This window comes from Paenibacillus sp. FSL P2-0136, assembly GCF_037975325.1.
GTDB classification, from domain to species: Bacteria; Bacillota; Bacilli; order Paenibacillales; family Paenibacillaceae; genus Paenibacillus_AQ; species Paenibacillus_AQ silagei.
On record NZ_CP150244.1, the window covers coordinates 4,881,505 to 4,900,485 of the forward strand.

Below are 18,981 nucleotides of genomic sequence, written 5' to 3' on the forward strand. Positions count from 1 at the left end.
GTGACAACAGCGGCCGGAAGTCCAAATGTTCACCGCAGCGACGATGCAGCTTCAAGTTCAAAACTTAAGTGCGTCTTATATAGTAAAAATCTGACTCCACTACCCCTTAATCCCCGAAGCAGCAACGCCCTGCACAAAGTACTTCTGAAGCGCCAGGAACACAATTACTACCGGAATGATCGACACCACACTCGCCGCCATAATCAGGCCATACTCCGCAGAATACTGTGAGATGAACATCCGCAGACCGATCTGAATGGTCTTGAGCTTCGTATCGGTCAGATAGATCATTGGCCCGAGGAAGTCATTCCAGGTAGCGACGAAGGTGAAGATGGTCAGCGTGGAGAGCGCCGGCTTGGACAGCGGAAGCATGATTCTTGCCCAAATTCCGTATTCGCTGAGTCCGTCAATCCGGGCCGCTTCACATAGTTCATCCGGCACCCCCTGATAGAACTGGCGCATCATGAACACACCGAAGGCCGAAAAGGCTTGCAGCAAAATGATTGCCAGGTGGGTATTGTTCAGCCCCATGTAGCGCATCAGAATGAACTGCGGCACCATGTAGGCCTGCCAAGGAATCGCAATCGTAGCGATGTAACCCAGGAAGATCACATTCTTGCCTCTGAAATGCAGCTTCGAGAAGGCATATGCCGCGAAGCTGGAAGTCAGCAGCTGCAGAATCGTAACGATAATGGATAATTTCGCTGTATTGTAAATGAAGCGTCCGAGCGGAATCCGGGTCCAGATATCCTGGAAATTCTCCCAGCGCGGATTCGCCGGAATCCATTGCATCGGGAAGGAGAAGACATCCTTGTTCAGCTTGAGCGATGACGACAGCATCCAGATATATGGCACCAGCATTGCCAGCACGGTCAGAATTAACAGGGCATATACAAGCACCATTAAGCTGATTTTAAGTCCTTTACTTTTACCAACCATATCTTATAGATCCCCCTATTGTCCGTATTTCTTCTCGCCGCGGAACTGGACGATGGTAATGCCGAGTACCAGCAGGAAGAGCACAATCGCCATGGCACTGGCATATCCGTAATCCAGCGAGCGGAACGCCGTGTTGTAGATCTGATAGACCATGACCCGTGTAGCATTATTGAGCTGGTTATCCGCGCCCGCGAACAGGTTGATGAAGATATCGTAGACCTTGAACGAGTTGATGACCAGAATCATCAGGACAAAGAAGGTGGTTGGTGCCAGCTGCGGCACAGTCACGTTGCGGAATCTTCTCCACGGGCCTGCCCCGTCCAGCTCAGCCGCTTCATACAGCTCTGGATTAATGCCCTGTAGACCCGCCAGATAGATGACCATGTAGTAGCCCATATTTTTCCACACGGTGAAAAGCACTACCGTAAACATCGCCCACTGCTTATCCGCCGCCCAGCGGGGCAGGTCCTCCAGCGGAATGCCGGTAATCGTATGCAGAATGTTGTTGATCGGCCCCATGGTCGGGCTGAAGATGAAGTTCCATACCGCCGCAACCGCTACCAGCGAAGCCACGTAAGGGAAGAAGAAGACCGTTCTCATGAAATTACGGCCCATAATCTTCTGATTGAGCAGAATCGCCAGGGCCAGCGCAACGATCATGGTCAGCGGCACGACTCCGACGGTGTAGACAATCGTGTTCCACAAGGCTTTGTGGAAAGTGGTATCCGAGATCAGCCGGGAGAAGTTGTCCAGCCCGATGAACTTCATCGGATTGGCCCCGTCCCATTTCACAAAGGCCAGAATAAAGGCAAAAATCATCGGTACCAGGGTGAACAGGGCAAATCCGATAAAGTTCGGCGCAATAAAGCTATACGCGACCAGGTTATCCCGGAGTCCGCGCGACAACCGGCTTTTTGGGCTCTTATTTGTACGCAATATGGTTTCGTTCTGCATTCGTTCTCCTCCAAACCTTATATAACATCCCCGCAAAGTGGGAATTACATCGATACCTGTTAATGTGAGTGCTGTGATGTCCTCTATTTATATGGAAGGCGGGCCTTCGCCCGCCCTTCCTTCAGGACACTAACATTACAGGTTCACACTAATTGTTCAAAAGCTGGCCTACACGGTCATTCATATCCTTCAAGCCTTCGTCAATCGTAGCGTTCTTGGTCATGATGTTGTCATGCGCTTCATTCAGAATAACCTCAATGTCCGCACTCTTCTCATGAATCGGCATTTCCAGGTAAGTCTGAACGGTATTCAGTGCAGCCTTGCTGTTCTCATCTGCCGGGAAGCCGTCGATAGAGGTGATGGAATTGATAACTTCATCATTCTTGATCGCAGGAATCGTACCGGTGGAAGCAATAACCTTGGCGCCTTCTGCCCCGGTTACGAAGTTCATGAAGTCAAGCGCTGCTTCTTTGTGTTTGGACTTCTGGTTTACAGCCAGAGAAGTAATCGTTCCCAGAGTTGTACCGGCTTCAACGCCGTCAGGATGAGGGTATTTCACGATGCCCCATTCCGCAGATTGGGATTCGCCGCTCTTCACCTTCTCAATCTGGGTGGCAATGAACCAGCTGCCCATGTTCATCATCGCTACGGAGTTGTTGTAGAATACGCCGGAGTAATGCGTGCTGGAGGTCTTCAGAGTCGCGTAATCCATAACGATACCGTCTTCCTGCTCCTTCAGAATCCGCTCATAGGTAGGCTTCAGGAAGTCATAGTTGCCGCCGACCACGGTGTTCTTGCCGTCCAGAATGCCGAACAGTTGAACCGCGCTCCGCCAAGTGTGGTAGTGGGCACCGTATACTTTTTCCGAGCCGCTGCCGGAGGTCATCTTGCGGGCCAGCTCGTCGTATTGGTCGAAGGTCATATCATTAGTCGGATAATCTACGCCTGCTTTGTCGAACAAGGCTTTGTTGTAGTAGATCAGCCAGAAGTCACTGCGGAACGGAAGCGCATACACCTCGCCGTTCACTTCAATCTGCTCAACCGTACCGCCGTATACGGAAGGATCGATCGATTTGTCACCCATGTAGGTCTTCAGCGGCTCCAGGTGGTTCTGCTTCACCAGGTTCGAGTAGCCCGGAATGTCTTTGATCGTCAGGACGTCCAGATCCGCTCCGCCCGAGAGCTGTGTGCTGAGCATGGTCATATAGTCGGTGGAGCCAAGATCGACATATTCAATGGTTACGTTAGGATGTGCAGCCTTGTAAGCATCGATCAGCGGTTTGTAGTATGCAGTAGCTTCCCAGTCCCACAGCGCCCATTTCAGTGTTACCGGCTCCTGGCTTGGTTCGGAGGAAGCGGTTGCAGCGTTGCCCGAAGCAGGTGCGGCAGTGGCAGCAGCGTCTTTCGTATTGTTATTGCCGGAACATCCGGCCAGCATGCTCACGGAGAGCGCGGTGGCAAGGGTCATGCCGTAGAATCTTTTCAAGTTCATTCGATTATCCCCTTTATCTTCTGATGATATTTCAGCAGCCGGCATCTGTTGCTCCGGCCTTAGTTCAAATTGTAAGCCTTTTCAGACCCGATGGGGATGCAAAATCAAACACAGTTCATTCACTATTCTGTGCTCTTCTCCGCACGTCCTGCCCCAAACCTGTAATTTCTTATCCGAAACCTGTAAAATTCTCAGCTTCTCCCCCTGGCTCTATAATGAAACGCAGGAATATGCTATGGTAGTTGAAAACGCTTTAAATAGGTTCATTATTCTTGAAGGAGTGTTCACCACGGTACGTAAATCTACTATTAAAAGCCGCATTATTCTGCTCATGACCGCCTTTGCGCTGCTGATTGCGACGCTGCTGTCCTGGTTCAGCTACGAACTGATTACGTATTATCAGCGCAAAACGACGATCCAGGCGACGGAATTCAACCTCCAGCTCGTCTCCCACATTATCGAACAGGATCTGATTAATCTGACTACGCTGGCGATGACCAGCAGCACCAACTCGTCCACGAACACCCTGCTTACCGAATATTTCGGTTCGGCGGAGGCCAGCCCCAAGCAGGCCCTGAATGTCTTCAATGCGATGCAGGACGATGTGCGGATCAACCGCTCCTATAGCTATGTACGCCGCCTGATTGCCACAGATAACAGCGGAAAGTTCCTGCAGGTGGAGAATTTCGGCACCTCCATTCCGCTTACGATCCATAATATCGGTCAAGTCACCGGTCTGACGAATGAGGCCGAAGAGCAATGGGACCGCGTCATTAAGGACCCGCTCTCCAATTCCTACGGTATTCCCTTCGTGTTCCCTATTTATGGCCGGGGGGCTACCCGGGTGGGCACCGTCTATCTGCTCGCGAATACCTCCGTCATTACGGACAAACTGAAGGGCTATGCCCTGCCGGAGCACTCCCGGCTGCTGCTTACGCTCGGCGATCATCATTATCAGCTTAACGGAGATCAGGTCAAAGCCATTGAAGAGCCGTATGAGCCGGTAGCCTATACCAGTGACAAGCCTGTCGGCCCCGATACCGAGCTGTCCATGGTGAAAATGCAAGATGATGGGGAAAGCCATATCGTGGTATCGTATCCGGTACGCAGCGGTGTCATGCTCTCGCAGACCTTATCCAGCGACCAGTTCGCGCCCCGGAGCAATATATGGATTCTCGTCCTGCTCGGCGTCTGTCTGCTCGTGCTTGTCTTAAGCGCGATCATTACGCTGTATTTGACCCGCACGATCAGCCTTCCAGTCGAGAAGCTGAAGAAGCGTATGGACAAGATTGCCCAGGGCAACTTCCTGCTGGACTCGGGTATTGAATGGAACAGTGAGCTGGGCGATGTCGGCCGGGGCATTAACCGCCTGTCCCAGGATATCGTAGCCCTCATGGACAGCCGGCTCGCGGACGAGAAGCAGAAGCAGGAGCTGGAATACCGGATGCTCCAGAACCAGATTAATCCGCATTTCCTCTACAATACCCTGAACTCGATCAAATGGATGGCTACGATCCAGAACGCCACCGGTATTGCAGAGATGACGACCTCCCTATCCCGGCTGCTCCGCAGCATCGCCAAGGACAACCGGCGGCTGATGCCGCTGAAGGATGAGCTGAGCCTGCTGGATGATTATTTCCTGATTCAGAAATACCGCTATGGCAGCACGGTTACCATGGTCACAGAGATTGAAGAGGAAGCACTGCTTGGCGGGCTTATCCCGCGCTTCACACTCCAGCCCTTGGTCGAGAATGCGATCTTCCACGGCATCGAGCCCAAGGGCCGAGGCGACATTGTTGTCCGGGTCACGAAGAGCGGATACACGGATCTGCTCATCACGATCGAGGACAACGGGGTCGGGATGACGGCGGAGCAGATTGCCACCATTCTAACCGTTCCCGGGGACGAGGCTAAGGGAATGCTGGAGAATATCGGGCTGCGCAGTGTGAACGAACGGCTGCAGCTCGCTTTTGGCAGAGAGTACGGCTTGTCCATTGAGAGCGTGCCCGGCCGCTATACCTTAATGAAGCTGCTGCTCCCCTTCCGGCAGAGAGAATAGCTAAGAATCCCCCACAAAGTGAGGCCTTAGCTTCGATGAGTACTCAGGTACTTTGCGGGGACCCCAAAACAATAGCATACCGAGCAAGGATGTGATGAGCTTGATCAAATTATTAATTGCAGATGATGAAGCCCTGGTCTGCATCGGACTCCAGTCCATGCTGAAATGGGAGCAATATAACATTGAGATTGTCGGCATCGCCCACAACGGCGCACAGGAGGAAGAGATGATCGACACCCTCCGCCCGGACATTGTAATCAGCGATATCAAAATGCCGATCAAAAGCGGCCTGGAGGTCGCCGGCTCGGTCCGGCGCAAGTACGGGCGGCTTCCGCTGTTCATCATGCTGACCAGCTACGAGGAATTCCAGTATGCGCGCGGAGCGATTGAGATCCAGGCCACCGATTACCTGGTGAAGCTGGAGCTGACCCCGGAGGCGCTGGCCGAATCGATCCGCCGGGCCACCAGTATCCTGGAGGAGTACCAGACCATGGAGAGCTATCCGAAGCTGGTCCATCGCGGCAATCTCCAGGCCCAGCGGGATAAATTCTTCATCCGGCTGTTAAGCGGCCTGTTCGAGAACAAGAACCAGTATCTGCTGCAAAAGGAGGATCTGGAGGTGGACCTCTCCGCGCCGGCCTATCTGGTCTGTACCTGCCGCATTCTCGGGCCGGACACCGTCCCGCCGCGCGGGGATAAGCTGGTGGCCTTATGCTCAAGCACCGTGCAGATGGCAAAGGATACACTGGCCTCCAGAAGCGCCTGCTACGTCACCAGCCTGGATCTGCGCAACTTCGCGCTGACCCTGCCTGTGCCGGGCCCGGACCCGCAGCTCTGGATGCAAGACATCCAGAAGCTGCTGGCGGACATGGCCTCCGTACTGCATAATTACTTCAATGTGACCATTATCGGGGCGATCGGCTTCGCGGTGGAAGATCCGTTTTTGCTGCAGGGGAGCTATCTCGCCGCCCGGAAGGCGCTGCCCGCCGCTGTGAAGGAGCGCTCCTTCGTCTTCTTCACGGAAGGCGAAGCCCTCCTGCAGGAGCACCTGCTGTTTGATTTCTCGGAATCGCGGCTGGAGATCCGCAGAGCTTTTGAAGAAATGGATACCCGCGCCCTGCACAGCATCATCTCCCGGATGATCGAGATCTTCGACGGACGGGCCGATCTGCTCGTTCCCGCCACCGATGCCGCCTGCAACATTCTATATATGGCGACCTCCCTGCTCGCGGACGGAGAGAACATGGTAGAGCAGATCTTCGAGCAGGAGCCGGAGGGCTACCGGGCAATCTATCAGATGCATACCATTGAAGAGATTACCGGCTGGCTCGTCCAGTTCCGGGACGGCTGTGTCCGGATGCTCGCCACCCGCAGACAGAGCTATAAGGAGCAGGTGGTGAAGAATGTCCAGGAGTATATCAAAAGAAATCTCGGTACCAAGCTGTCGCTTAATCAAGTCGCGGATGTGTTCAACTTCAGCCCCAACTATCTGAGCCACCTGTTCTCCAAGGTCGCCGGGGTGAACTATGTTGAGTATATCACAGAGACCAAAATCACCGCCGCCAAGGAAATGATGGTCCGCGGCGAAGGCCGGATCTACGAAATCTCCCAGAAGCTGGGCTATGAGAGCGCTTTCTATTTCAGCAAGGTGTTCAAGAAGGTCACCGGGCTCTCTCCCCGGGATTATATGCAGCAGATTGAAGGGAATGCGGGAGGGGAACACACATGATATACCTATGAAGCGTGTGCGGATCTGATTGTGGGACATTTATTTGGTGAGCGTACTGTAGAATGATATGGATGAGATGGCGTAATAATGCGGAAAAGTAGACAGGGCTGCCGGTATAGGCAGCCTCTTTTTTATTTGCGTACAAACGGAATCATGAGCTGAGGCCTAGCTGTTTCCGAAGAGCAAGAGCCGAACAACAAAGTAAGACTTGCTGTAACCTTGGTACGAACTCCTCCTAGGCTTTTTTGGCATCCAGCGGACTCAGATGACGCTATCACGCGAAAAAACCAACTTTTCTTGTGTTTCCGGACTCAGGAGCGCTTATGTTGCCATTTGCAGCTATAAATGAGGAGTAACGGGTTAGTTAACGCCCTCTGTGGGTTTAGAATAGATAGTAGACGCCACTTAACGGACGGAGGGATAATAAGGATCACGGAGGTGTGTGGCCATGGGTGAACAACGAAAACGGTACAATGAAGAGTTTAAAAAGCAGACGGTAAAGTTTCTACAAGAACAGACGAAGAGCTTCGGGGAGTTAGCGGAAGAGCTGGACATCCCCAAGAGCACGCTTCATCAATGGATGGGACAATACCGGGAGCTCAAGAATGAACCTGTAGCCAGTGTGGATCGGGTGAGGGAGCTCGAAGCCGAGTTGAAGGAAGCGCGCCGTCAACTCCAGGAGCGCCAAGATCAGCTCGCCGACCGGGAGGAAGAACTGGCCATCATAAAAAAAGCAGTGCACATCTTCAGCAAACCAAGGAACGCCGATTCCAGTTCATGAAGGAACATCGCTCCGCGTTTCGCTTGGAGAAGATGTGCATCACCTTGCAGGTATCCAGGAGTGGATATTACAAGTGGCTCGGAGCTAAAACCAGTGCACAGGCTCTCCGTAAAGCGGCCGTGCAGGAGCGAATCCGCTACCATTTTAATGACCATAAGGGGCGGTATGGAAGTCCGAAAATCACTCGACTGCTGCACCAGGAAGGCTACACCCTCACCGAACGTACGGTGAGTGTGTACATGCGGCAAATGAAGCTCCGCTCGGTGGTCTCTAAGCCGTACCGTGTACAGACCACGGATTCCAAGCACAACAACCCTATTGCCCCGAACACACTGAATCAAGAGTTTACCGTCGATAAGCCCAATACCGCCTGGGTGACAGATATTACGTACATCCCCTGCCGTGGAGGCCGCTTGTACCTGGCCAGCGTCATGGATCTGTGCACGCGCGAAATTGTAGGGTGGCGGTTATCGGACCACATGGAAACCAGCTTGGTCTTAGACGCCTTGCAGGCTGCCTATCAAGCCAAGCGACCCGGCCCGGGGCTGCTCCACCACTCGGATCGGGGATCGCAGTATACCTCCAAGGAATATACCGAGCAGTTGAGGACGTACCAGATGGAATCAAGTATGAGCCGCAAAGGAAACTGTTACGATAACGCTTGTATTGAATCCTGGCACAGTATCTTGAAGAAGGAGCTCATTTACTGTAACCCGCGTTTTAAAACTCCCGGGCAGGCGTACCAGGACATTTACCAATACATTGAGTTTTACTACAACCGCAAGCGAATGCATGGCACGCTGGGGTATCTTTCCCCCGCCCGATTCGCTAAGCAGTTTACGACGGCATCCGTTGCGTGAGTATCTACTTTCTTGACAGAGGTCCACTGAGTCCGCCTGGCCTGCCTAATGGTGTAATTTGGCGCTGATAAGGTCTTTCCAGTCCGCGAGGATGTTGGGGCGGGGCACCCCCTCCCTAATGTAAGCGCTCCTCAAAATCTGCTTGAAAGAACTCTAAAGAGATGATAGGATGAAGACGAATATTTAGTAAATTTATTAACTAAAAAGGCGTGAGCAGCTTGGCAACGATTAAAGACATCGCCCGCGAGGCCGGCGTATCGGCCGCAACCGTATCAAGAGTACTAAATAATGACCTGTCTCTGGCGGTCAGTGAGGAGACGCGCAGCCGGGTGTTCGCTGTGGCCGGGCAGCTTGGCTACAAGCCCTCACGGGTACGGCAGCTGAAGCGGGAGAACGAGCTGGGCAGCAAGACTGTCTCTCTTCTGCTCTGGTGCTCGGCCGAAGAGGAACGGGATGACCCTTATTACGGCTCGATCCGGCGCGGCGTGGAGCTGCGCTGTGAGGAGCTGGGCATCCGGCTCGGCCAGACGCTGCGCGGACACAGCACGCCAGCCCCGCTCCGGCCCACAGGTGACGGCCTTATCGTAGTCGGTGGGAGTTTCCAGCCGGGAGAGCTTGCGAAGCTGCACCCGGATACAAGCACCACCGTACTGGTCGACCATTATTCGGAGCGCACGGAATATGACTCCGTGCGCACGCATTTCCGGCAGGCTGTCGATCAGGCGCTGGGCCATCTGCTGGAGCTCGGTCACCGCGAGATCGCCTTCATCGGAGGCGGCAGCGAGGAGGAGCGCCGGAGGTATCATTACACCCGGATTATGCAGAGCCAGGGTTGTTATGATCCGGCGCTGATCCGCACCGGAAGCTGGACCAGTGCTGACGGCTACCGGATGATGAGCGAGCTGCTGGCAGGGGTAAAGCGGCCTACGGCCTGCTTCGCCGCCAGTGATCCGCTGGCGGTCGGCGCTCTGCGCGCCCTGCATGATCACGGGATACAGGTGCCTGCCGGGATGGCTGTCGTCGGCTTCGATGATATCGAGATGGCGGCCTATGTTCAGCCTCCGCTGACAACGGTCCGCGCCTATCCCGAGCAGATGGGCAAAGCTGCGGTTCAACTGCTCGCCGAGCGGTTCGAAGGACGCGAAGCCCCTTCGCATTCGATGATCGGCACGAAGCTGATTGTCCGCGAAACCAGCGGCGGAACACCGGATTAACCGCAGCCCGGCTACCCAGCAATAGTTGTTTTGCCTGTTCCAAGGGTTCCGCAGGAGCAGACTCAAGTTGGTCCAGATCATCGAACCTTATACCATCACACAAGGAGTGTTATGATCATGAACATTTTTGCAGACGAATCACTAGGATTGTTCCACCTTCAGTCCAAAGACACCAGCTACATTATCCAACTGATTGAAGGTTATCCTGCCCATGTCTACTGGGGAGCGAGGCTCCGCCATGACAGCAGCCTGACCGGGGTGCTTGAGCTGCGCGAACGTGCCTCCTTCTCGCCAACCCCGGTGCTAACGCGGCCTTCGCTCTCTCTGGATGCCCTGCCTCAGGAGTATCCGCAGTATGGAACGAGCGACTTCCGGCGGCCGGCGTATCAGGTTCAGCTAGCTGACGGCACGCGGATCTCTGAACTCAAATATGCGGGATATACCATTACACCAGGCAAGCCGGCACTCGAAGGACTGCCTGCCGTGTATGCGGAGAATGAAGCAGAAGCACAGACACTGGAGCTTACCCTGAAAGATGACTACGCTGGTCTAACGGTTAGACTGCTCTACACCGTATTCGCCGATCATAACGCGATTACCCGTTCCGTCCGCTTCGAGCATAACGGCGAAGCCCCGCTCCGGCTGGAGCAGGCGCTTAGCGCATCCGTCGATTTCGCCGATTCCTCTTACGATACGCTGCATCTGAGCGGCGCATGGGCCAGAGAGCGCCATGTGCAGCGCCGTCCGCTTACTCCGGGTGCTGCCTTGTCACTGGAGAGCCGCCGCGGCTCAAGCAGCCACCAGACCAATCCGTTCATTGCGCTGCTACGTCACGGCGCAGATGAAGACCAGGGGGATGTCTACGGCTTCAGCCTCGTCTACAGCGGCAGCTTCGCCGCCACTGCCGAGGTTGAGCAGTTCGGACAGACCCGTGTAAGCATCGGGATTAATCCGTTCGACTTCTCCTGGCTGCTGGAGCCGGGCCAATCCTTCCAGACCCCGGAGGCCGTGCTCGTCTATTCCGGTGAAGGTCTCGGCGGAATGTCGCGTACCTATCACCGGCTGTACCGGACCCGGCTCTGCCGCGGTGTTCACCGTGATCAGGCCCGGCCGATTCTGGTCAACAACTGGGAGGCGACTTACTTCGACTTCGATGCGGACAAAATCGCAACCATCGCCAAAGCAGCAGGCCCGCTCGGCATTGAGCTATTCGTCCTTGACGACGGCTGGTTCGGCAGACGCGACAAGGATAACAGCTCACTCGGCGACTGGTTCGAGGACCGCCGCAAGCTGCCTGAAGGTCTGGCGGATCTGGCCGGCCGGGTCAACAAGGAAGGCGTACAGTTCGGTCTATGGGTGGAGCCGGAGATGGTCTCGCCGGACAGTGAGCTGTACCGCAAGCACCCGGACTGGTGCCTGCATGCCGCAGGACGCCGCCGCACAGAAGGCCGCAACCAGCTAATCCTGGACCTCTCCCGTCCGGAAGTCTGCGACTATCTGTATGAGACCTTAAGCGCGGTCTTTTCCAGTGCCCCGATCCGCTATATCAAGTGGGACATGAACCGTAACATGACCGAGATAGCTTCTGCCAAAGCCAGCCCTGAGCGGCAAAAAGAAACCGCCCACCGCTATATGCTGGGGCTGTACAATTTGCTGGAGCGCCTGACCTCGCGCTTCCCGGACATTCTGTTCGAGAGCTGCTCCGGCGGCGGCGGCCGGTTCGATCCGGGAATCCTGTTCTATATGCCGCAGACCTGGACCAGTGACAACACCGATGCGGTAGAACGCCTGGCGATTCAGTACGGCACCAGTATTGTCTATCCGGCCAGCAGCATGGGCGCACATGTGTCTGATGTTCCGAACCATCAGGTAGACCGCATCACCACCCTAGCTACACGCGGGGATGTGGCGATGAGCGGCAACTTCGGTTATGAGCTGGACCTCACAAATTTCACCGAAGCGGAGAAGGACCTGGCTACCCGGCAGATAGCCCAGTACAAGGAGATCCGTACGCTGGTGCAGCAGGGTGATATGTACCGCCTGCTGAGTCCGTTCGAGGGTAGTGGCGACACCGCCTGGATGTTCGTCAGCGAGGACAAGACCGAAGCCTTCGTCGCTTATTTCCGCGTGCTGGCCATACCGAATCCTCCGATCTCGCGCCTTACGCTCAAAGGACTCAATCCCGAGCTGGATTATGTCATTGAGACGGGGGCAAAAGGCAGCAACGGTCATGTCCACGGCGGCGCAGAAGCCTCTGCACCTGCAGATGGCGTCAGCTCCGCTCCGTTCCAGACGGCCTTCGGCGGCACACCGCTCGGCGGCGACCGCCTGATGCGTATGGGCCTGGTAGTCTCCGACCTGCGCGGAGATTATGCAAGCTGCACTTACCGCCTGAGAGCGGTGCAGCGCTGATCTACAGCTTCAGACATACCACAGGCGTCAGCCTCCTTTTGGAGATTGACGCCTGTTTTTTGTGGAGAGATGCAGTCAGGAAGGCGGCTTGCTGCCGGTTCATTAACTACTTACTACCTGCCTCTACTCCTCTTCTACTCCTGTCCATGTTCAGGCTCCCGACCAAGTAACCCGCTAAGCGCCTCTGTGACATTCATGCCGGTCAGCGTCTTGGTCAGTTCAGGCACCTGCGCCATGATTTTGGCGATATCGCCGGTAATTTTGTTCACGCCTGCGGACGCCCCATCCTGGGAGATGACGGTGATCTTATCTACCTTGGCCAGCGGGGAGGCGATTTTCTCAGCCAGCTCGGGCAGGATTTTCAGGAATTCCACGGTCAGGGCGGCTTGAGTGAACTGTTTGTACGCCTCAGCCTTCTTCTGCAGCGCTCCCGCTTCCGCCGCTCCGGCGAGCTGGACGATCTCCGCATTCGCCTTCCCTTTTGCCAATTCCGCCTCCGCTGTTGCCAGTCCGCGCTTGGTCGTCGTAGCGGCTTCGGCTTCCGCCTCCAGAATCTGCCGCTGCTTGGCGGCTTCCGCTCTCATGATCGTTGCTTGATTCTCTGCCTGGGCCGGCTTGATTACCGTCGCTTCCAGCTCCCGCTGTCTCAGCTCGACCTCGATCTCCCGGACTGTGCGGTTGGCTTCGGCCTCCATTTGAGTGATTTTCACCTGTTCGGTAACCAGCGACTGCTTGATCTTATTCTGCTGCAATTCGTACGCCAGATCCGCCTGTGCCTTCTTCACCTCGGTCTCCAGCTTGAAGTCCGCCTGCTTAATGTTCAGCTCCTTCTCGAACAGCGATTCCTTCGCACGGGCAGCGGTTCCTGCTTCAATCGTCGCCTGATGCGCATTGGCTTTGGCAATGGAGGATTCCTTCTCCGCCTCGGCCTGCTTGATCTGAATATCGCGTTCGGCTTCAGCCTTGGCGATGCTGGCATCACGGCGAATCCGCTCAATCTCAGGCACCCCCATATTGTCGATGTACCCTTTGTCGTCGGTAATTTTCTTGATGGTGAAGCTGACCACCTCCAGCCCCATCTTGTCTAGGTCCTCCGAGCAGGTCTCCCGCATCTTGCTGTTGATTTCGTCTGGGGTCTTGAGTATAGATTCTACACTGAGCTGCCCGATCAGGCCGCGCAGATGACCCTCCACCGAATGCAGAATAATCGTCTCACGGTCCTCTTCCGGCCGGTCAATGAACTGCTCGCTGGCTGTGAGAATAGCGGTTGGATCGCTTTTGATCTTAATCTGGGCGACCGCCTCCAGGTTCAGCTTGATGCCCTGGCGGGAAAACATGGCCTGCGCCGGGATCACATCGAAGCTCATCAGCATCATGGAGATGGTTTTATTGTTCTGGAAGCCGGGGATGACGAATGTCCCGCCGCCCTGAACCACTCTTTTGCCGCCGAGACCGTATACGATCATGGCCTGATTAGGCGGAACCTTTTTATACGCGGTCACAATACTGGTTAACGCCAGCAGAATCACAACAACAATAGCTCCGGTTACATATAAAATTAACATTTGCTCCGACACTCCCCGTTAGTTTTGTTCCATTTCCCTCTCGAACAAAGTGACCGTTGCGATCCCCTTATCCGTCTTCACAATAATCACCCGATCGCCCCGCAATAGCGACTGACCGGATTCGGCACGCACGCCGATGGAACGCATGGTCCCGTGCAGCACATACTTCATCTCTCCTACGGCCCCATCCGCTGCGGCGATGCTGATATAGCCGAGCTGGCCTGCCGGATCATAATCGAGTTCACTCATACTGCTGTCATAACGGGTCATCACCCGGGCCAGTACCGTGTAGAGCAGGATGCCCGGCAGCAGGGCGATCAAGGTACAGACCAGTACCACGGCGAGCAGCTGCATCCCGCTGTACTTGACAAGCATATACCCCGTGCCGCCCCAGACGGTGACAAACACCATCAGCGGAAGAATCGGGAGAAAGCCTGGCCCCCCGCCATCTCCTCCCCCTACATGCAGGTGGCCTACCAGACCGTGCCCATGAATGCTGCCGCTTAGGATAAGCACGAGGCCAACCCAGAAGCAGACGATAAATACAGTAGCGATGGGAACCCCCTCCTTTCAATGTAATATGGCTATAAGAAAACTGACTGTAGTGGAGATGCGGAAACTGACTATTGTGGTACATAAAAAGACTATTGCGGCATATAAATGACTAATCAGTGTTGTTATAAGATTAAATTGTGCTTCCACCTGTCACTATTGCCCCTAATTTCCACTTTAGGCTGCTTGGTTGTGTATGGCAGAGGCGCAATTGGATTCAAGGGCACTTGTGCTCTTCATTTCTGCATCCAGCCCATTTTCAGGGCATTCAGTGGGATTAATCCCCTTCCCTACACAGCAAAAAGACCACAGCAGCAGCAGGGCTCTCCGTGGTCGGTTACTCGATCATGGCGCTCATCCTCTCTCTTCGAGGCTTACGGGGTTAGCTGACGGATTCGGGCAGCGAGATTGCCCTACCTCACCAGAGCCATAGTAGCACACTGGCAAGGATTCACCCCGGGTACTCAGCAGCCTATCCTTAAGCCACCTGCACCAGTTGGTTCCCCCGTTCCCGTTACGGAATTCAGCCATTTCAAGAACAGTGTCATTTCATTCGGTTGTTGATTGAATCTTACGCCTGCAGCCATTTAATGTAAAACCTCACGGATGACAAAAGAAGTCAATAATGCTGTACCTTCTGGAATGAAGGCGCATTCTTCAGCTCTGCTCTTATCCGCCCGGGGATTTGCTCGCGCTATCGTCTGTTTACACCCATGTTACTCTTCCTCCCACGCGCTGCTCCTTTGCTCACCTAATCTCCTCCCACTCTCATACTCACTTATTCCCCTACTCTCCTTACCTACTCACTTACTCTCCTTCACTTACTCCCACACTAACTCTCACTTACCTACTCACTTACTCTCCTTCACTTACTCCCACTCCAGCTCTCGCTCCTCATCTACTCACTTACTTCCCACTCCCTTCCCCACGCCCTCCTAACTTAATCTCCTAACCCCGCACCTTTTTTTCTCAGCCCATTACTCCAAATTTAAAATATTCACATTTTCGTCACTCGATGCTCATTGTGCAATCTTTCCCTTTGAGCAATAATAGAACCTATAGATTCTCTAGAACTTATAGATATCAGGGAAAGGAGGAACATTTACTTTTGAATTCCAAACTGAATCTGCGGGACAAAAAAAAAGAAGCCACCGCCTATGCCTTAGCCGTAGCGGCCTTCGAGCTTGCGCTTGAGCATGGGATGGATGGCTTCATTGTGGATGATGTTGTTCAGAAGGCTGGATATTCCCGGCGGACTTTTGCGAATTACTTCTCCTGTAAGGAGGAGGCAGTCGCCGCCTATTTCATTGGCATTATTGCTGTCCAAGAGAAAGAGAATAACCCGCTGGCTGCTCTGCCGTCGGATGCTACACCGCTCGATGCCCTGTACAATCTGCTGAAGCTGCAATTCACCTCGGAGTTCCTGCATAAGCTGCGGCAGTTCGTCTCCCTGGCGAATCAATATCCGTCCCTGGAGCCTTACATTCTCAATGTCTTCCGGCATTTGCAGATCACCGCCCAGGAGACACTGGAGCAGTTCACCCGTGGACGGTATGCCGATGGATATACCCACCTGCTGGTAGGTGCCGTCTATGGGGCTTTCGTGCCTATCCTGGACGGACGGCTGAACGTCATGCTGCCGGGTGAGCAGCAGAGCGGGGACTCCGGGGCTATGCCGTTTCAACAATACCTGAATTCCATGTTTGCTTACTTACGTAACGGCTTCTAAATTCACAGATAAAGAGGAGAAACCACTACATGTCTACCTTTCTATACCGCTTAGGTAAATCGGCTTATGCCAAGCCCTGGGCCTTCATTGCAGTCTGGATCATTGTACTCGGAGTTGTAGGCACCCTGATTGGAGTCAATGGCATTCAATCCAGCTCCGAGATGAAAATTGAAGGCACAGAGTCGCAAAAGGTGCTGGATAAGCTGACAAAAGAGCTGCCCGCTGCGGCCGGAGGCCAGGCTAGTATCGCCTTCACTGTACCGGACGGGGAGCGTCTTGATACGCCTGAGCGTACAGCGCTGCTTCTAAAAGCTATTAATGATGTATACAACATGGAATATGTCATCAACCCTGCCGAACTGGCAGCACAAGCAGCGGCCGCCGCTGCCGGTCAAGCCGCTACTGATCCTTCCGCTGCGGCCGGTCAAGCCGCTACTGATCCTTCCGCTGCCACTGGTCAAGCCGCTGCCGATCCTTCCACCGCTGCTGGCCAAGCCGCTGCTGATCCTTCCGCTGCCGCTGGTCAAGCCGCTGCTGATCCTTCCGCTGCCGCGGGTCAAGCTGCTGCCGATCCTTCCGCCGCTGCTGGTCAAGCCGCTACCGATCCTTCCGCTGCCGCTGGTCAAGCCGCTGCTGCTCAGGCAGCACCGTTCGGTCCGCTGATTGCCCAAGGCGCTCCGGTTCCCGGCGTGATGCTGTCGGCTAACGGCAGCATTGCCCTGTTCCAGTTCCAGTTCACGGTTCAGCAGACATCTCTGCCATCGGAGGTGCCGGACAACATCATCGATGCCGTGACCAAAGTTGAACAGTCCGGTTCAGGCATAACCGCGATTCCAAGCGACTCGCTCAAAAGCATGCCGGCCATCGGCTCCACGGAAGCGATCGGCGTAGCCGTTGCGGCCATCGTATTGTTCATGACGCTGGGCTCAGTCGTTGCCGCCGGGCTGCCGCTGCTGACCGCACTTCTCGGAGTAGGCATTAGCGTCGGAGGTGCGTTTGCCCTCGGCAGCCTGATCCAGATGAACGATATTACACCGGTTCTTGCCGTGATGATTGGTCTCGCCGTGGGGATCGACTACTCGCTGTTCATTGTGAACCGCCAGCGCCGTCTGATCCTGGATGAGAAATTAAGCGCAGCCGAAGCAGCCAGCCGGGCACTGGGCACCGCAGGCAGCGCGGTATTCTTCGCCGGTCTGACCGTTATTATCGCCTTATGCGGTATGCTCGTTATCGGCATCGGCTTCTTGTCTACTATGGCCCTAGTTGCTGCGGCCAGCGTGCTGATCAATGTCCTGCTGGCCTTGTCCCTGCTGCCTGCGCTGCTCGGCCTGGTCGGTGAACGGATTGTAACCGCCAAAGCCCGGACCAAGCACAGCACCGCCGCCCAAAAATCACAGCACAGCTTCTCCCGCCGTTGGGCGAATGCCACAGTGAAATACCGCTGGGCCATCATTGTGCTGGTGGTGCTGGTGCTGGGCACAGCCGCCATTCCAGTTACCAAGATGGAGCTGGGTATTCCATCCGGCGCCTCGGCGAACCTGGATACTCCGGCCCGCCAGAGCTATGATGTCATCTCCAAAGGGTTCGGCGAAGGCTTCAACGGCCCGCTGCTGCTGGTTGCTGAGACAAAGAATCCGTCTGAGAAAATCTCCATGCCGATCCTGGGCAAGCTGGTTCAGGAGCTGCAAATGCACGATAATGTGACCCTGGTCTCTCCGCTCGGTGTCAGTCCCACCGGCGATATCGCCATTATCAGCCTAATTCCGAAGACAGGGCCCACAGATACCGCAACCAGAGACCTGGTACAGGAGCTGCGTGATCCAGCGTCCAGCCTGAGCACCGGCAACAATATTAATCTTGGCGTGACCGGCTTCACCGCCATCAATATTGATATGTCCTCGAAGCTGTCCGATGCCTTCCCTGTATACATCGGGATCATCGTTATCCTGTCGCTGATCATTCTGCTGCTGGTATTCCGGTCCATTATCGTACCTATCAAAGCAACCGTCGGCTTCGTGTTAAGTATTATTGCCACCTTCGGCGTAACCACCGCCGTCTATCAATGGGGCTGGCTGCATTCGCTGTTCGGCTTCGATACCGGCGGACCGCTGCTAAGCTTCATGCCGATCCTGGTCACCGGTATTCTGTACGGACTCGCCATGGATTATCAGGTCTTCCTGGTCAGCTCCATGCGTGAAGCTTATGTCCACGGCCGCCATGGCAAGGACAGTGTTATTCACGGCTATGATTTGGCCAGCCGGGTTGTACTGGCCGCAGGTGTGATCATGGTGTCCGTCTTCGCAGGCTTCATCTTCGCCCCTGATGCGATGATTAAGCAGATCGGCTTCGCCCTGGCCTTCGGCATCCTGATCGATGCCTTCATCATCCGGATGACGCTTGTTCCGGCCGTCATGGCCGTCTTCGGCGACAAAGCCTGGTGGCTGCCGAAATGGCTGGACCGCCTGCTGCCGAATCTCGATGTCGAAGGCGATAAGCTGATCGCCAAGCTGAATGCCGAGAACGGACACAAGCACTAAACTCGCCACACACAAAGCGGAGACCTGGCTTCGATGAATAGTCAGGTACTTTGCGGGACTCCAGGACATGTACATCTCCCCGGAATAACGGACGGCACTCCCGCCGTTCTCCATGTACAAATAGAGCCTGCGGCATCGTCCGCAGGCTCTATTTTGAT

The 18,981-nt window shown here is 54.9% G+C and carries 13 protein-coding genes and 1 riboswitch; of the genes, 8 read left to right on the top strand and 5 right to left on the bottom strand.

The window, feature by feature from the left end; genetic code table 11:
- Positions 1–99: 99 nt before the first annotated feature.
- The 3 genes from NYE26_RS20820 to NYE26_RS20830 form a co-directional block, all read right to left on the bottom strand.
- On the bottom strand, positions 100–939 hold the full coding sequence (locus NYE26_RS20820; RefSeq protein WP_051493958.1) for a carbohydrate ABC transporter permease: 840 nt from the start codon (positions 937–939) through the stop codon (positions 100–102).
- A 15-nt stretch (positions 940–954) separates the two neighbouring features.
- A complete protein-coding gene (locus NYE26_RS20825; RefSeq protein ID WP_076085888.1) occupies positions 955–1,893 on the bottom strand; it encodes a sugar ABC transporter permease in 939 nt (312 codons plus the stop codon).
- A gap of 148 nt (positions 1,894–2,041) precedes the next feature.
- Complete coding sequence (locus NYE26_RS20830) at positions 2,042–3,385, bottom strand: sugar ABC transporter substrate-binding protein (protein ID WP_076085891.1); 1,344 nt, start codon at positions 3,383–3,385, stop codon at positions 2,042–2,044.
- Positions 3,386–3,665: 280 nt separating this feature from the next.
- Here NYE26_RS20830 and NYE26_RS20835 point away from each other — a divergent pair, with 280 nt between their 5' ends.
- The 6 genes from NYE26_RS20835 to NYE26_RS20860 all read left to right on the top strand — a co-directional run bounded on the left by NYE26_RS20835 (position 3,666) and on the right by NYE26_RS20860 (position 12,440).
- On the top strand, positions 3,666–5,444 hold the full coding sequence (locus NYE26_RS20835; protein WP_339249793.1) for a sensor histidine kinase: 1,779 nt from the start codon (positions 3,666–3,668) through the stop codon (positions 5,442–5,444).
- Positions 5,445–5,544: 100 nt separating this feature from the next.
- On the top strand, positions 5,545–7,173 hold the full coding sequence (locus NYE26_RS20840; protein WP_036731597.1) for a helix-turn-helix domain-containing protein: 1,629 nt from the start codon (positions 5,545–5,547) through the stop codon (positions 7,171–7,173).
- A 448-nt stretch (positions 7,174–7,621) separates the two neighbouring features.
- Positions 7,622–7,954, top strand: a complete 333-nt coding sequence (locus tag NYE26_RS20845; RefSeq protein WP_036732259.1) for a transposase — start codon at positions 7,622–7,624, stop codon at positions 7,952–7,954.
- Positions 7,951–8,814, top strand: a complete 864-nt coding sequence (locus NYE26_RS20850) for an IS3 family transposase (protein WP_084648871.1) — start codon at positions 7,951–7,953, stop codon at positions 8,812–8,814. The genes NYE26_RS20845 and NYE26_RS20850 overlap by 4 nt, the downstream gene beginning before the upstream one ends.
- Before the next feature lie 218 nt (positions 8,815–9,032).
- Positions 9,033–10,028: a substrate-binding domain-containing protein gene (locus NYE26_RS20855; protein ID WP_339249799.1), complete on the top strand. Its 996-nt coding sequence runs from the start codon at positions 9,033–9,035 to the stop codon at positions 10,026–10,028.
- 117 nt (positions 10,029–10,145) lie between these two features.
- On the top strand, positions 10,146–12,440 hold the full coding sequence (locus NYE26_RS20860) for an alpha-galactosidase (protein ID WP_339249801.1): 2,295 nt from the start codon (positions 10,146–10,148) through the stop codon (positions 12,438–12,440).
- A gap of 134 nt (positions 12,441–12,574) precedes the next feature.
- Here NYE26_RS20860 and NYE26_RS20865 read toward each other — a convergent pair whose 3' ends face one another.
- Both NYE26_RS20865 and NYE26_RS20870 read right to left on the bottom strand, forming a co-directional pair.
- Positions 12,575–14,005, bottom strand: coding sequence for an SPFH domain-containing protein (locus NYE26_RS20865; protein ID WP_339249803.1), 1,431 nt, complete (start codon positions 14,003–14,005; stop codon positions 12,575–12,577).
- An 18-nt stretch (positions 14,006–14,023) separates the two neighbouring features.
- The gene (locus tag NYE26_RS20870) at positions 14,024–14,521 is read right to left on the bottom strand and encodes a hypothetical protein (protein ID WP_339249805.1); all 498 of its coding nucleotides are present in this window, start codon (positions 14,519–14,521) and stop codon (positions 14,024–14,026) included.
- 392 nt (positions 14,522–14,913) lie between these two features.
- Positions 14,914–15,096, bottom strand: a riboswitch (cyclic di-AMP (ydaO/yuaA leader).
- A gap of 569 nt (positions 15,097–15,665) precedes the next feature.
- On the opposite strand from NYE26_RS20870, the gene NYE26_RS20875 reads away from it, so the two are divergent.
- Both NYE26_RS20875 and NYE26_RS20880 read left to right on the top strand, forming a co-directional pair.
- On the top strand, positions 15,666–16,286 hold the full coding sequence (locus NYE26_RS20875) for a TetR/AcrR family transcriptional regulator (protein ID WP_339249807.1): 621 nt from the start codon (positions 15,666–15,668) through the stop codon (positions 16,284–16,286).
- 29 nt (positions 16,287–16,315) lie between these two features.
- On the top strand, positions 16,316–18,823 hold the full coding sequence (locus tag NYE26_RS20880; RefSeq protein ID WP_339249809.1) for an MMPL family transporter: 2,508 nt from the start codon (positions 16,316–16,318) through the stop codon (positions 18,821–18,823).
- Positions 18,824–18,981: the final 158 nt, after the last annotated feature.

Excerpts from the sequence above, each read along its gene's own strand:
- NYE26_RS20820 (WP_051493958.1), bottom strand. The coding sequence starts at position 939 with ATGGTTGGTAAAAGTAAAGGACTTAAAATCAGCTTAATGGTGCTTGTA.
- NYE26_RS20825 (WP_076085888.1), bottom strand. The coding sequence starts at position 1,893 with ATGCAGAACGAAACCATATTGCGTACAAATAAGAGCCCAAAAAGCCGG.
- NYE26_RS20830 (WP_076085891.1), bottom strand. The coding sequence starts at position 3,385 with ATGAACTTGAAAAGATTCTACGGCATGACCCTTGCCACCGCGCTCTCC.
- NYE26_RS20845 (WP_036732259.1), top strand. The coding sequence starts at position 7,622 with ATGGGTGAACAACGAAAACGGTACAATGAAGAGTTTAAAAAGCAGACG.
- NYE26_RS20850 (WP_084648871.1), top strand. The coding sequence starts at position 7,951 with ATGAAGGAACATCGCTCCGCGTTTCGCTTGGAGAAGATGTGCATCACC.
- NYE26_RS20860 (WP_339249801.1), top strand. The coding sequence starts at position 10,146 with ATGAACATTTTTGCAGACGAATCACTAGGATTGTTCCACCTTCAGTCC.
- NYE26_RS20865 (WP_339249803.1), bottom strand. The coding sequence starts at position 14,005 with ATGTTAATTTTATATGTAACCGGAGCTATTGTTGTTGTGATTCTGCTG.
- NYE26_RS20880 (WP_339249809.1), top strand. The coding sequence starts at position 16,316 with ATGTCTACCTTTCTATACCGCTTAGGTAAATCGGCTTATGCCAAGCCC.